The 14,062-nt window shown below is 49.5% G+C and carries 13 protein-coding genes; 3 read left to right on the plus strand and 10 right to left on the minus strand.

Translation table 11 applies throughout. The annotated features are described in order from the left end of the window. Positions 1 to 108: 108 nt before the first annotated feature. From lgt to ACO0LG_RS20595, 3 genes are all read right to left on the minus strand, one after another. Complete coding sequence (gene lgt / locus ACO0LG_RS20585) at positions 109 to 912, minus strand: prolipoprotein diacylglyceryl transferase (RefSeq protein ID WP_423029427.1); 804 nt, start codon at positions 910 to 912, stop codon at positions 109 to 111. Next, on the minus strand, positions 906 to 1,823 hold the full coding sequence (locus ACO0LG_RS20590; protein ID WP_423029428.1) for a LysR family transcriptional regulator: 918 nt from the start codon (positions 1,821 to 1,823) through the stop codon (positions 906 to 908). The genes lgt and ACO0LG_RS20590 overlap by 7 nt, the downstream gene beginning before the upstream one ends. 84 nt (positions 1,824 to 1,907) lie before the next feature. Next, positions 1,908 to 2,138 carry a TIGR04438 family Trp-rich protein gene (locus tag ACO0LG_RS20595; protein ID WP_423029429.1) on the minus strand — a complete coding sequence of 77 codons (231 nt, stop codon included), beginning with the start codon at positions 2,136 to 2,138 and terminating at the stop codon, positions 1,908 to 1,910. 154 nt (positions 2,139 to 2,292) lie between these two features. On the opposite strand from ACO0LG_RS20595, the gene ACO0LG_RS20600 reads away from it, so the two are divergent. Continuing rightward, entirely contained in the window at positions 2,293 to 2,601 is a 309-nt protein-coding gene (locus tag ACO0LG_RS20600) for a c-type cytochrome (protein WP_422953199.1), read from the plus strand. A 204-nt stretch (positions 2,602 to 2,805) separates the two neighbouring features. On the opposite strand, the gene ACO0LG_RS20605 is transcribed toward ACO0LG_RS20600, so the two are convergent. Next, positions 2,806 to 3,951 (minus strand): branched-chain amino acid ABC transporter substrate-binding protein, encoded by a 1,146-nt coding sequence (locus ACO0LG_RS20605; RefSeq protein ID WP_423029430.1) that lies wholly within the window; start codon positions 3,949 to 3,951, stop codon positions 2,806 to 2,808. 145 nt (positions 3,952 to 4,096) lie between these two features. Between ACO0LG_RS20605 and ACO0LG_RS20610 the strand changes: the two genes are divergently transcribed. After that, on the plus strand, positions 4,097 to 4,615 hold the full coding sequence (locus ACO0LG_RS20610; RefSeq protein WP_423029431.1) for an Lrp/AsnC family transcriptional regulator: 519 nt from the start codon (positions 4,097 to 4,099) through the stop codon (positions 4,613 to 4,615). 186 nt (positions 4,616 to 4,801) lie between these two features. On the opposite strand, the gene ACO0LG_RS20615 is transcribed toward ACO0LG_RS20610, so the two are convergent. The 6 genes from ACO0LG_RS20615 to folD all read right to left on the minus strand — a co-directional run bounded on the left by ACO0LG_RS20615 (position 4,802) and on the right by folD (position 10,634). Then, positions 4,802 to 6,106: a D-amino acid dehydrogenase gene (locus ACO0LG_RS20615; RefSeq protein WP_423029432.1), complete on the minus strand. Its 1,305-nt coding sequence runs from the start codon at positions 6,104 to 6,106 to the stop codon at positions 4,802 to 4,804. 164 nt (positions 6,107 to 6,270) lie between these two features. Further along, the gene (locus ACO0LG_RS20620) at positions 6,271 to 6,672 is read right to left on the minus strand and encodes a hypothetical protein (RefSeq protein ID WP_423029433.1); all 402 of its coding nucleotides are present in this window, start codon (positions 6,670 to 6,672) and stop codon (positions 6,271 to 6,273) included. A 1-nt stretch (position 6,673) separates the two neighbouring features. Then, positions 6,674 to 7,093, minus strand: coding sequence for a DNA polymerase III subunit chi (locus ACO0LG_RS20625; RefSeq protein ID WP_423029434.1), 420 nt, complete (start codon positions 7,091 to 7,093; stop codon positions 6,674 to 6,676). A 6-nt stretch (positions 7,094 to 7,099) separates the two neighbouring features. Beyond that, positions 7,100 to 7,705 (minus strand): DUF4124 domain-containing protein, encoded by a 606-nt coding sequence (locus ACO0LG_RS20630; protein ID WP_423029435.1) that lies wholly within the window; start codon positions 7,703 to 7,705, stop codon positions 7,100 to 7,102. A gap of 18 nt (positions 7,706 to 7,723) precedes the next feature. Further along, positions 7,724 to 9,787, minus strand: coding sequence for a M3 family metallopeptidase (locus tag ACO0LG_RS20635; RefSeq protein ID WP_423029436.1), 2,064 nt, complete (start codon positions 9,785 to 9,787; stop codon positions 7,724 to 7,726). A gap of 1 nt (position 9,788) precedes the next feature. Next, on the minus strand, positions 9,789 to 10,634 hold the full coding sequence (gene folD / locus ACO0LG_RS20640; RefSeq protein WP_423029437.1) for a bifunctional methylenetetrahydrofolate dehydrogenase/methenyltetrahydrofolate cyclohydrolase FolD: 846 nt from the start codon (positions 10,632 to 10,634) through the stop codon (positions 9,789 to 9,791). Between the two features lie 391 nt (positions 10,635 to 11,025). On the opposite strand from folD, the gene ACO0LG_RS20645 reads away from it, so the two are divergent. Next, positions 11,026 to 13,815, plus strand: a complete 2,790-nt coding sequence (locus ACO0LG_RS20645; protein ID WP_423029438.1) for a TonB-dependent receptor — start codon at positions 11,026 to 11,028, stop codon at positions 13,813 to 13,815. Positions 13,816 to 14,062: the final 247 nt, after the last annotated feature.

Consider the following 14,062-nt stretch of genomic DNA (forward strand, 5'->3'; position numbering starts at 1 on the left):
CGTCAAGCAATATTTTTGTTTGCGTTTGGGGACTTTGGTTGATTGGAATTTGATCACTGCGATCAAACCCCAATCATGCACACGATGAACTATGCAAAAATCAACTTTTCAGGGAACTGATTTTTTATTGTTCCTGTAGGCGAAGCCCAGTAGTAACAGCCCGCCGATAATCATGGGGAATGACAGCATCTGCCCAGCCGAAATTGTCGCACCGAGAATATTGACTTCATAATCCGGTGTGCGGAAATATTCTGTGAAGAAACGGGCGCAGCCATACAGGGTGACGTATAAAGCACCCACGGCCAGCCGCGGCCTGGCTTTGGACGCATATATCCACAAGATGACGAATGCCAGCAGACCATCTACCAATGCCTGGTAAATCGGTGAAGGGTGAACCGGGTGGTCGATACCCGGCCAGATCATCGCCCAGGGCAGGTCTGCCGATGCGATGCGGCCTGGCAATTCATGATTGATGAAATTACCCAGGCGACCAGCAGCATAACCCAGCGGCACCAGCGGTGCGATGAAGTCATACACGTCTGCAAGATGAAACTTAGCTTTGCGTGCCCACAGCGACATGGCAATCAATACGCCGATGAAGCCACCATGGAAAGACATGCCTCCTTTCCAGACGGCAAATATTTCCAGCGGGTGTTCCATGTAGTAAGAAAAACCATAGAAAAACACTTCACCGAGGCGGCCACCGAGTATCACCCCTAGCACACCAAAAAACAGCATGTCGTCTATATGCTCGCGTGTCCATCCTTGTGCCGCGATATGCGGTTGTTTGAGCCGGACGCGGCCCAGGGCAATGAACTGGGCAAAGGCGATCAGGTACATGATGCCGTACCAGTGCACAGAAACAGGGCCCAGATGGAAAGCGACAGGATCAGGATTTGGATGAGTCAGCATGGATGATTTGGTAAGTTAAACAAGTGCGCAAATGCGGCCAGTACAGCAGAATGATTGTCCTTGCGCCAGGCCAGGCCAATTTCAACCGTGGCGCTGACTTCTGGCAAATCGAAATACAAGACGCCAGGGCGCTGCAAATTTGAGACGGATTGTGGCACAAGTGCGATTCCCATGCCAGCCGAGACCAAACCGACGATGGTTTGCATCTGTATTGCTTCCTGGCCGATCGCGGGTGTCAGGCCCGCAGCATGGAAGCAACCGAGGATGGCATCATGCAAAGCTGGGGCGATTTTGCGAGGGAAGAGTATCAATGGCAAGTCAGTGCAATCGCTAAGGCGCAGTTGCTGGCGTCCTTTTGCGTGGTTTTCTGGTACTGCCAGCATCAGTGGTTCAGACAGCACTTTTTGATAATTGAACAGGTTTTGCAACTTGTCTGGAAGTGGCGGTATCAAAAAACCTGCGTCAATTTCGCCATTTTCCAGCGCCTGCAATTGTACGTCTGTGGTTGCTTCTCGCAATTCTATGTGGACATCGGCATGATGGCGGCGAAATTCCCGCAGAGCAGGCGGCAGTACGCTGTAATCAGCAATAGACACAAACGCCAGGGATAAGTGACCATAAGTGCCGCTGGCGGCTCTCTGTGCCAGTTCAGGCAGGGATTGCGCCTGTGCCAGCAAGCGCCTGACTTCCGGCAGTAGCGCCATCCCGGCCGATGACAGCGAGATATTGCGTGTATTGCGGATAAACAGCTCTGCCCCAAGAATGGCTTCCAGCGCCTGTATGGCTTGCGACAGAGGTGGCTGAGTCATATGCAGACGCGTTGCTGCCCGGCCAAAATGCATTTCTTCTGCAACGGCAAGGAAGTAACGCAACTGACGCAGCTCAAGATTTCGTAATTCGGGTAAAGACATCTGGCAAGTCAGCCGGTATTTTGTGTTGTGTCAGGATGCTGCAGATACGCAAAAAATAGTCCGGGAAATATCCAGGTGCTGTCATTAGCGGCGGGTGTTTTTGTCAAAAGCGCGTTTAACGCGTTCTTTCTGGATTTTTTCAAAATGTGCGTGATCTTTGCGTTTGTCCAGGCCCAGCATGCGCTCAAGAACTTCAAACCAGGCAAATGCTGCGCCAGCACCACCAATGATCCACCACCACGACATAGTGGCAAAAAACCATACATCTGCCAGCTTCAAGACGAGCATGATGAATAAAACGATGATGATGAACATGGGATACATCCTTTTTCTGGGGAAAACCTTCAAACTCTTTGTTACAGATCACAGAGTTTCCTTAATTTTACTGCAGGTCAACCCCGGTATGTGGATAAACGTTAAAATTATCAAAAGGCGGTAGAATAAGTGAGTTTTTAACCTGGAGAAAGCAATGAAATATTCCTTATTGGTAGGTTCGGTGTTGGCAATGATGGTTTCTGGCTCGGCTTGGGCGAATGCTGATCTGGCAAAAGCAAAAAACTGCATGGCCTGTCACGCAGTCGATAACAAGGTTGTGGGTCCTGCTTTTAAGGATGTGGCCAAGAAATACGCCGGCGACAAGACTGCTGAAGCCAAACTGATACAAAAGGTATTAAAGGGCGGCTCAGGTACATGGGGCCCGGTTGCCATGCCACCAAATGCCCAGGTAAGTGATGCAGAAGCAAAAACCCTGGTTAAATGGGTGTTGAGTTTGAAATGAATTCTGGTTTGATATGGATAAATTGATCTGTATCAAACTGATGAACAATAAAAAACCTGGCATAAGCCAGGTTTTTTATTGTTCATCATATCTGCTTGTTGAACTTTTTCAGTTTCGCAAGAGCTTGCAGTTTGTCGCTGCAAGCTCTTGTTTGGTGCAGATATTATTTAAGCCGCTAAATAAGCCACTAAATAAGCCGCTAACTTACTTGACTACGCGCAGCAGATCACGTTTGCCGCCTTTGTATGTGTACAAAGTCAGAGTGCCGTCTTTGATATCGCCTTTGTCATCAAATGCGATGTCGCCTGTTACGCCTTTGTAGTTGATTTTCTTCAACTCTGGCAGGTATTTGGCTGGGTCAGCAGAGCCAGCTTTTTTCATTGCTTCTACCATGACCATGACGGAATCATAGACATACGGTGCGTAAATCTGGACGTCTATACCAAATTTTTTCTTGTACGCAGCTTTCCAGTCATCATTGACTTTCTTCTGTGCATCCAGAACACCGCCCGCTTCGGCGCAAACTACCTGGCCTTCGCCTATGCCGTTGTCAGCCAGTTTAACCAAGTCAGCAGTACAGATACCGTCGCCGCCCATGAATTTAGCTGTGATGCCCAGTGCCTTCATCTGACGCAGCATAGGACCAGCAACCGCATCCATACCACCGAAGAAGATGACGTCTGGGTTTTTAGCTTTGATTGTGGTCAGGATGGCGCTGAAATCTGTAGATTTATCAGTTGTATGCTCTTGCACAACAATGTCAGCACCTTTGCCTTTGGCGCCTTTGATAAATTCTTTTGCCACGCCTTCGCCGTATGCTGTTTTATCATCAATCACAGCGACTTTTTTCGCTTTGTTGATTTGCACGGCAAAACGGCCCAGTGTGCCGCCCAGTTGGCCGTCATTCGCTACTACGCGGAATGCACCTTTGAAACCCTGTTTGGTGTAGTCAACGTTAGTTGCAGATGGGGAGATTTGAACGATGCCAGCATCGTTATAGATTTTGGAGGCAGGGATAGTCGTACCGGAGTTCAAGTGACCGATAACGCCGTTTACTTTCGCGTCAACCAGTTTTTGTGCTACGGTTGTGCCTTGTTTTGGGTCGCCAGCGTCATCTTCAGTCAGCAATTCGAATTTGGCTTTTTTGCCGCCGATCATCACGCCTTTGGCGTTCAGTTCTTCGATCGCCATTTTGGCGCCGTTTTCATTGTCTTTACCCAAGTGGGCGATCGCGCCGGAGATAGGGCCAACGTGACCAATTTTTACAACCAGATCTTGAGCTGCCGCAGCACCAGCGAAAGCGAAAGCAATTGCGCCAGCCAGTGGAATCATTTTAGTTTTGAACGACATGAACATACTCCTAAGGATTAAAAAGTAGGATAACAGTACTGCATCTCTGACTTATTCAGATAACTGAACAGCAAGAAGGTACAACAGAAAAAATATTTCGCAAAGCTATTTTGTGTGGTTTTTTCTCCAAACTGACGTTTTTTATATGCCCCAATATCGCACCCTTGACAAGCTTGATCGCAAGCTCCTGAACCTCCTGCAAAAAGACAACCAAACCCCGACCAGGGTACTGGCCGACAAGCTGCATATCTCCCAACCCACCTGCTTGCGCCGCATACGGGAACTGCGTGAAGCAGGTGTCATCAGTGCCGAAGTAGCGATGGTCGATAGCTTCGCCCTTGGCTATGGCATGCTGGCTTTTCTGGAAGTATCGCTGATCAATCAGTCGGATGAATTCATGCGTGAATTCGAGACCCGCATGAACAAGGAAGCCGAGGTCATGCAATGCTATTTTGTGTCTGGGGAATACGACTATTTCCTGGTGGTTCACATCATTGACATGGACGCTTATTACCAATTTGTGCGGCGCGCCATTTCCGGCTCTGGCAATGTGCGGCATTTTCATTCCCGTTTCCCCATGAAACGTGCCAAATTTACGACACGGATTGCATTTGACGAAAAAGCTGAAGAGTTAACTGTCCGCACCAGCGGTAAAGGCAAATGATTTAGCCTCTTAAGCCAATAACGCAGGAAGAAGTATTCGGGATGACAAAAAGAACGCAAGTCGTCAATAAAAAGATTGGCAACTTGCGTGAGGGGAAACTTTTATCTGCATGCATTTCTGATGAATGTGTTGCAGTTTGCTGACAGCCTTGCGCCAGCTAGGTTACACGTTTGACCTGTGGATGAATCAGGCCGGGAGCAAGACGTTGTTGCTACTCCTGCGATCCATGCCAGTAAAGGCGAAATCCACATCCGGCTGCAGACCGGAAACGATGTCTGCAATGGCGCGGCCAGAACCTGCTCCCATGGTCCAGCCCAGCGTACCGTGGCCAGTATTAAGGTAAAGATTGCCTATGCGGGATTTGCCTATGTAAGGAACATTGGACGGTGTCAGTGGCCGCAAACCTGTCCAGTAAACCGGATTGTCGTAATCGCAGGCGTCCGGGAACAGCTCCCGCGTGCGTCTGGTAATAGCTTCGCAGCGGGCCGTATTCAATTCCCTGCCATAGCCATTGATCTCGCAGGTACCTGCAACACGCAGGCGGTTGCCGAGACGAGACACCACCAGCTTATAGCCGTCATCTGTCAACGAAATAACGGGAGCCTGCTCAGGATTGGTAATTTGATAAGTGGCCGAGTAACCTTTGCCTGGGTAAATCATCAGAGAGATACCCAAAGGTTTTAACAGGGTTTGTGAGTGGCTGCCCATGGCAACCACAAAAGCATCGGCATGCAAAGTCTTGTGACGCCCGGCTGCATCGATGATTTCTACACCTGTGATCCTGGCACTTGCACCCGTGCCCTCGGACAAAAGACGGGTGACGGTCGTGTTGAACTGGAATTGCACACCTGCTGCTGCAGCTTTGGCAGCCAGGCCAGTGGTGAATTGATATACATCGCCTGATTCATCGGTTTCAGTATAGTCACCACCAACGATTTTATCGCGTATGCCTGCCAGTGCAGGTTCCCGGCGTACCACTTCATCGGCATCGATAGAATCGCGTGGACATCCCAGATCGCGCATGAGTTTTGCCGCAGGCAGGGAAATGTCGAACTCTTTTTGATCTGTATAAAAATGCAGTATGCCCTTGCTCAGGTTGTCATACTGTATGCCGGTTTCTTCACGCAGGCTGCGCAAGGTCAGGCGGCTGTATTCAGATATTGCAACGATCTGGCGGATGTTTTCTGCCGTGCGGCCAGGTGTGCATTCGCGCAGAAAATTCAGGCCCCACAGCCATTGCAGCCATTCTGCACGCGGGCGGAACAACAGAGGCGCATCTTCTTTGCCCAGCCATTTTATGACCTTCATCGGCGCTGATGGATTGGCCCATGGTTCAGCGTGTGAAACAGAAATCTGGCCGCCATTGGCAAAGCTGGTTTCTTGTGCGGCACCAGGCTGGCGGTCAATAACGATGACTTCGTGACCCTGCTTTTTTAAAAACCAGGCAGACGATGTGCCAACTATGCCGGAACCGAGAACGATGACTTTCATGGGGAATCTCCTGTGTTTCATCTGTGTTGCATTTTGTATGCGATGCAGGAGATTGTAGAAATACTTTGCTTTCTCAGGTAATCAGAAAGCTACTTCAGATTTTTATTTTTAAACACGGATGGAGTTTTTGTGTTTAAAAATAAAAATATTATTAATTATTTTGATTATTTAGGTGACTTTGCCTTGGTGATTTCCTGCGTCACCGCACGGGTGATGACTTCTTCCAGGGTTTTATGCAAGCCAGAGCGTATTTCTGTTGATAAATTAGCTACGGCAATTTGTAAAACATCGGCCAGGTTGTCCCTGATCCTGTGTTCAAGGACGAAATCAATGCGGGTCAGCACCTGGCGCAAGACGTTTTCACGCAGGCTTTGTTCCAGTGTCTGCCAGTCTTCTTCTGTCTTACCAGGATAATGATTGGTAGCACTTTCATAGGCAGGCTGTGCCGTACCATCAATGCCTGCTTTATCCGTTGCAGTAACTGCTTTGGCGGGTGGCGTGAGGAGTTCTTCCGGCTTGATGACTTCGGTCAACACAGGAATGCTGGCGTCTATTTGATTATTCATTTTATTTCGCCACGGAGTGGGTAAGAGTATGACCTTGTTGCTGGTAGTGACGATAGCGCTCACGCCCGGCCAGTTTGTCTGCATCATCGGCAGAGATGACTTCTATCATGCGTTCAAACTGGCCGAAATTGGCAGGCGTGGCAGCAGTCAGGTTGATCAGCAATTCATAATGCGGACAAGTGGCTTGCTCGTCGTGGCTGAGTACGATAGGCGTCATGGCAGACAAGGGGTCACTGAGCATCACATGCGGCAAAAAATCAGCCTCAGTGAGTGTCCACAAGGCTTCGTTCAGTTGCTGCAAATAAGCACGGTCATGGTGGTACACCACCATCTTGCAATTGGCTGCATGGGCCTTGCGTATCAGGCGGCAAGAGTAATTCAGTTTGTCCGCCACATTGCTATGAAAATCGATGCGTGTCATGCGAACTCAAAATTTAAAGCCATCATCTGGCTTCTTGGGCTGGGGAGTCGCTGCCTGTCTTGCTGCATCCGGTGCTTTGGGCGCGGCTGGCGGTGATGGCGGGGCAGCAGGTTCTGCCGCTGCATAGCGGTAGTCCTTGGGCAGTTTGCTGGTAGCTGGGTAGCCCGCTTTGCTCAAGGCATCTTTCCATTCATCCATGCTGTAGCCGCGGAATTTGACATTGGCAATCACCAGTAATGGCAATTGCACATCGCCACTGACTTGCTTTATTTTTTCCTGGTCTGCTGCCGTGTTAATGGTTTTTTCGTTAAATGGTATGCCCAGGCTTTTTAGCAGATTGCGGCCATCATTGCATGGTGAACAGCCATTGGCTGAGTACAGTGTGACCGGATTTTTTGCAACAACGATTGCCAGTTCCTGCGGCAGGTTACCGCCTTCCAGAGTATCGGGCAGTTTTTTCTTTTCTGTCTTTTGATTGGCAGCAGGCGGCTGATCGCTATACGTGACTTTGCCGTCTGGCCCTACCGATTTATATAATTGCGCCTGTGCTGCTGTCGCCATAAAAATGCTGCAAAGCATGCTACAGATCAGGATTTTTTTATTGAATGTCATCATTTTCTCCTTCAAGACTCAGGCACTCATGCCATTGTGACGTAACAAGGCATCGATGACCGGCTCGCGACCACGGAATGCCTTGAATGAAGCAAGGGCAGGGCGGGAACCGCCAGCTTCCAGGACTTCGGTTTGAAATTTTTTGCCGACGGCACGGGACAAGGTGCTGCCTGCTTGCCCTGCATGCTCCTCAAAGGCGGCATAGGCATCCGCTGATAAAACTTCTGCCCACTTATAACTATAATAACCTGCCGCATAACCGCCAGCAAAAATATGGCTGAAAGAATGCTGGAAGCGATTGAATTCTGGCGGCTGCATGACTGACACTTCTGCGCGCACTGCCTGCACAATGTCCTGCACGCTTTGAGATCCATTTGGTTCAAAGGCATCATGCAAACGCATATCAAACAGGGAAAACTCAACCTGGCGCAGGGTTTGCATACCAGACTGGAAGTTTTTAGCTGCAATCATCTTGTCGTACAGTACACGCGGCAATGCGGCACCGGTATCCACATGAGAAGTCATGTGTTGCAGCACATCCCATTCCCAACAAAAATTCTCCATGAATTGCGATGGCAATTCAACCGCATCCCACTCGACACCAGAAATGCCTGAGACGGACAGATCATCGACCTTGGTGAGCAAATGGTGCAAGCCATGACCAAATTCATGGAACAGCGTAATCACTTCGTCATGGCTGAACAGGGCCGGTTTTGCCACGCCATTCATGGTGACAGGGGCGCTGAAATTGCAGGTCAGATAAGCGACCGGTGTTTGCACTCCTTGCGCTGTCAATCTGCGGCCGCGTGCGTCGTCCATCCAGGCACCACCACGTTTGCCATTGCGAGCATACAGGTCAAGATAAAACTGACCGATCAGCGCGCCATTTTTTTCAAGCCTGTAAAACTTCACATCCTTGTGCCAGACAGTTGCCTCGTCTGGTTTGATATCGACTGCAAACAGGGTCTGGATGACGCGGAACAAGCCATCGACAACCTTATGCTCAGGGAAATATTCTTTTACTTCCTGCTCGGAAAAGGCATAGCGTTGCTGGCGCAGTTTTTCGGATGCATAAGCAGTATCCCAGGCTTGCATATCGTTGATGCCCAGTTCGTCTGCCGCAAAGGCGCGTAATTCTTCCAGGTCTTTTTCTGCATAAGGGCGGGCGCGTTTTGCCAGGTCTTCCAGGAACTGGCTGACTTGCGCCGGTGACTCGGCCATCTTGCTGACCAGGGATACTTCGGCGAAATTTTGATAACCCAGCAGCAGCGCTTCTTCTTTGCGCAGGCGCAGCAGTTCGGCCATGATGTCGCTGTTATCCCATTCTGCCTTGCTACCAAGCTCTGAAGCCTTGGTCGCGTTTGCGCGGTAAATGGTTTCGCGGATATGACGGTTTTCTGCGTACTGCAACAACGGGAAATACGAAGGGAAGTGCAGTGTGAATTTATAGCCGGTTTTGCTATCGGCTTCTGCTGCTGATTTGGCAGCCTGCAAGACATCCTCTGGCAAGCCTTTGAGCTCGGCCACATCTTCGATGAAGAGGCCGTAGTCATTGGTTGCATCCAGCAGGTTTTCAGAAAACTTGGTCGACAGGGCAGCCTGTTTTTCTTGTATCTCTGCATAGCGCAGCTTCTTGGCCTCGGCCAGTTCTGCACCACTCAACTGAAAATCGCGGATCGCATTCTGGATGATGGTTTTTCTGGCTTGCGGCAGGCTGGCAAATTCAGGTGCTTGTTGCAAGGCTTTGTAGCCGGCAAACAGGGCGAGATTTTGTCCCAGCTCTGTCCAGAACTCCGTAATGGCTGGCTGGTTTTCATTGTAGGCGGCGCGCATTTCTGGCGTATCGACAACCGCATTCAAATGACCGACTATCCCCCAGGCGCGTCCCAGTTTTTCTGTGGCGTTTTCCAGTGGCTCTACAAACCTGTCCCAGGTAACCGGGCCAGTGTTTTTTTCCAGTTCTGCAATCACTGCACGGTTTTCTTCCAGCAGGGCGGCAATGGCTGGTCCTATGTGCTGGGCCTGGATGTCAGAAAAACGCGGTAAATCGTTAAAGTCGAGCAGGGGATTGTCTTGGGTCATATTAAATTCTTTCAGCGGCTTCTATGGTGTTGACCAGCAGCATGGTGATCGTCATGGGACCGACGCCGCCTGGTACTGGCGTAATATAACCCGCGACTTCTGTGCTTGGCAGATAATCAACGTCACCGCAGAGTTTGCCTTCATCGTCGCGGTTCATGCCTACATCGATGACTACCGCGCCAGGTTTGATCATGTCTGCCGTGACGATATTGCGCTTGCCGGTAGCAACGACCAGAATGTCGGCATTGCGCGTGTGCGCTGCCAGGTCACGGGTCTTGGAATTACAGATGGTGACAGTAGCGCCAGCTTGCAAGAGCAACATGGCCTGCGGTTTGCCCACGATATTCGAGGCGCCTACCACGACCGCGTTGGCGCCGCGCACAGGATAATCTATTGATTCCAGCATCTTCATGACGCCATAAGGCGTGCAGGGGCGGAACAATGGCTGGCCGGTCATCAACAAGCCAGCATTGCTGATATGGAAACCATCGACGTCTTTTTCTGCCGCAATTGCTTCGATGACCTTGTTGGCATTGATGTGGGCAGGCAGGGGCAATTGCACCAGGATGCCATTGATCTTTGGATCATTGTTCAGGCGGGCAATGTGTTCAAGCAGTGCTTCTTCGGTCAAATTTGCATCATATTTTTCCAAAACTGAGTAAAAACCGCAGTCTTCACAAGCTTTGACCTTGTTGCGCACATACACCTGCGACGCTGGATTCTCACCAACCAGGATGACAGCCAGGCCAGGCTGCTTGCCTGCGGCGGTCAGTTTGGCGGCACGTTGTGTTACATCGGCACGGATCTGTATGGAAAGCTGGGTACCACTGATGATTTGGGCAGTCATGGTTTTATAGGGCTATGTTAGTGATAGATAAGGCTGGATTAGACAGGATTATAAGGTATGGCGGCACATGGAGCATGTCTGCAAATCAAGCTTGCGCTGTTGACTTCAATTCGGGCCATTTAACATTGTTTTTCATAGTGAAAAATTATGTAATTAATAATCAATTTTTGGTGTTGAATTACCTTTATGTAAGTCTTTTGTGTCAATTGGTTATGGAATTGTATCGCTTTGTTGTTTTCTGTCCGCATTCTCTGCGTATTCATTGACTTCAAATTTCAAGAATGGCTTCATACATATTGTGAAAATTAATTTTCAAAATATTTTTCATCGTGGTTGATTGGTTGGCTTCGCCGCGATGTAACACCAGAAACAAACCCCCTAGGAGAGAGATATGCTGAAGGAAAAGGTAATTTCAAGATCGCTGCGCGTGATGTTTTCAGGCGGCTTGATGATGACAGCAGGTATGCTGGCACAACCTGCATTTGCGCAGGATGACGCCAAGGTACAGCGCGTAGAAGTAACAGGTACCAGTATCAAACGTGCTGAAGCTGAAACTGCATCGCCGATACAAATCATCAGCCGTGCAGATATCGACAAGTCTGGTAAGACGACAGTTGCCGAATACCTGCAAACCCTGACTTCCGACGGTGCTGGTTCTTTGCCAACCAGCTTCGGTAACGGTTTTGCTGCCGGTTCCACCGCCATCTCTCTGCGTGGCCTGGGTGCCACTTCCACGTTGGTATTGCTGAATGGCCGCCGCATGGCGCAGTTTGGCCGTGCTGATGATGGTCAAAAAGCATTTACAGATATTTCTACTATCCCTATGGAAGTGGTTGAACGTATCGAAATCCTGAAAGATGGTGCTTCATCCATCTACGGTGCAGATGCGATTGCCGGTGTCGTCAATATCATCCTCAAAAAGAACTATGAAGGCATCACAGTCAGCGCGACTGCCGGTACTTCCGGTTCCCGCGATGCCAATCAGATCAAAGGCTCCATCACTGCCGGTTTTGGTAACCTGGACAAAGACAAATACAACATCATCCTCAATGCTGAGGCTTACAAATCCAATGAGTTGATGAACAGCCAGCGCTCTGATCGCGACTGGATAGGCACGGGCGACTGGCGTCGCTGGGGTTACCCTATGGTGACTGTGGGCTCTTTCACTTCCGGTTATATCGCCGGCAATAACAGCGCGCAACCAAATCCTGCCGGTTCCCTGCGCGATCCCAAGACATTGAACTATGTGTCCCTGCCAGGTTGCTCGACTTTGTCGGCAACAAAAAATCAGGATCCGAATGGTGGCTGTCTGTGGTATGCAGATCAGTTCCGTACCATGCTGCCACAAATCGACGGTGTGAACCTGTTTGCCCGTGGTACATGGCAGTTGAATGATGATTTGCAAGCCTATGCTGAATTTGGTTATTCCCAGCGCAAGGCAGCGTTCACTGTAACGCCTCCTTCTACATCTGCCAACGTGTTTTTCCCTTCAAATCCTACCAATTTGAACGGTAACATCAACTACGGTAACACCATTCTGATGTCGGCTTCGCATCCGCAAAATCCGTATGGCGCTGATGTACGTCTGCGTTATTCTATGTTTGACGTTGGTGCGAACCGCCGTATTGCTGACAACTCTTTCTACCGCGCTGTTGCAGGTCTGAAAGGTACGATGGCTGGTTGGGATTTTGATACCGCTATTTTGCATTCTGAATCCAAACTGCATCTGGACTACACCAACACCATCAACATGGCTGTGTTGAAGGCTGCTTTGGGCGATCCCAAGAGCCCCTACTTCCCATACTACATAGGTACTCAGGCCAGCAAAAACAATCCGGCTTTGTATGCAGCCATGGTCAAGACAGCGACTATCGACGCGCCTACCAAGATGGACATCATCGACTTCAAGGCTTCCCGTGAATTGTTCGCTTTGCCGGGCGGTATGATGGGTCTGGCGGTCGGTGCTGAATATCGCCGCGAATCCTATGACATGCCTTCCCTGGACGGCAGTAAAGATGGTTCCATCAATGCCAGCTATGTAGCGGCTAAGGGTGATGAGACAGTATCTGCGATCTATGCTGAGTTGCTGGCTCCGGTCATCAAGTCTCTTGAATTGTCCGGCGCGCTGCGTTACGACAAATATTCTCACTTCTCTTCTGTGACACCAAAAGTCGGTGCCAAATGGACTCCAGTGAAGACATTTGCGCTGCGCGGTACGTATTCTGAAGGCTTCCGTGCACCAAGTGCTCCTGAATCTGGTACAGAAAGCTTTAGTGCAGGTACGGCATCTGTGCGCGATCCAGTGCGCTGCCCTAACGGCACACCATTGCCAGGCGCACAGGCTTCTGATTGCGCTGCGACTTTCACGGGCTTCAAGGTCGGCAATCCTAACCTGCAACCAGAAAAATCCAAAGGTTACACGTTGGGCATGGTCTGGGACCCTTTGCCAGACACCAGCTTCGCGATTGACGCCTGGAAGATTCGTCGTAACAACGAAATCAACTCCATGTCTTTCCAGACAGCAGCTGGTTTGCCAGGCGTGTTGCGTCAGGATAACAACCTGACCATCAATGGTGTTGTAACTCCAGGTACAGGTACTATTATCGGTGGCGCAGCTCCGTATGCCAACTCCAGCTACACTGAAGTCAAGGGTGTGGATTTGAACGCCAAACAGCGTATCAATCTGGGTGAGTACGGCAAATTGACTGCTGACGTCAATTGGACACACGTTAATTCCTGGTTGCGGGTTGATGGTGCTGTACAGCATCAATATGCTGGCACGCACGGTAACTGTGATACATCCAACTGCGCAGGTACACCAAAAGACAAAGTCAACTTCGTACTGGGTTGGGACAGAGGACCATTGAACATCACTGGCGTGGTCAGTTATCGTGGTTCCATGAAAAACATCCCTGAAGAAGGCCAGCCTTGCGCCAACAAGTTTGCTGACGGCACAGATGCTCCAGCAGGTTGCACACTGGCTTCCTTCACCACCCTGGATGTGTCTTTCCGCTACAAGGTAATGAAAAACCTGGAAGTTTTCGGCTCCATCGCCAACCTGTTTGACAAGGTTGCACCACTGGATCCTCTGACTTACGGCTCAATGGGCTTCAACCCTATGGACGGCAGCGGCGCAATTGGCCGTTACTTCAAAGTTGGCTTGAAATATCAATTCAAATAAAAAGTAGTTGTAGTAAGTTTTACGCTGATTAAGGCGATTGAGAGGGTGATGATTTATTCATCGCCCTTTTTTATTTGAGGTTAAAAAAAGACAAAATACTTGTGCAGGTTTGAAGCAACATTGATAAACAAGTAAAAATAATAAGCAATATTCATGCTAGTTTGTTTTTGGGTTGATTTTGCAGTGCACACTAAGTGTTTCTAATGATTTTTTATAGAAGCATTATTGAAAATATAAGGAAGTTTTG

Origin of the sequence: Undibacterium sp. Ji42W (assembly GCF_049340405.1) — a bacterium.
In the GTDB taxonomy this organism is placed as follows: Bacteria; Pseudomonadota; Gammaproteobacteria; order Burkholderiales; family Burkholderiaceae_D; genus Undibacterium.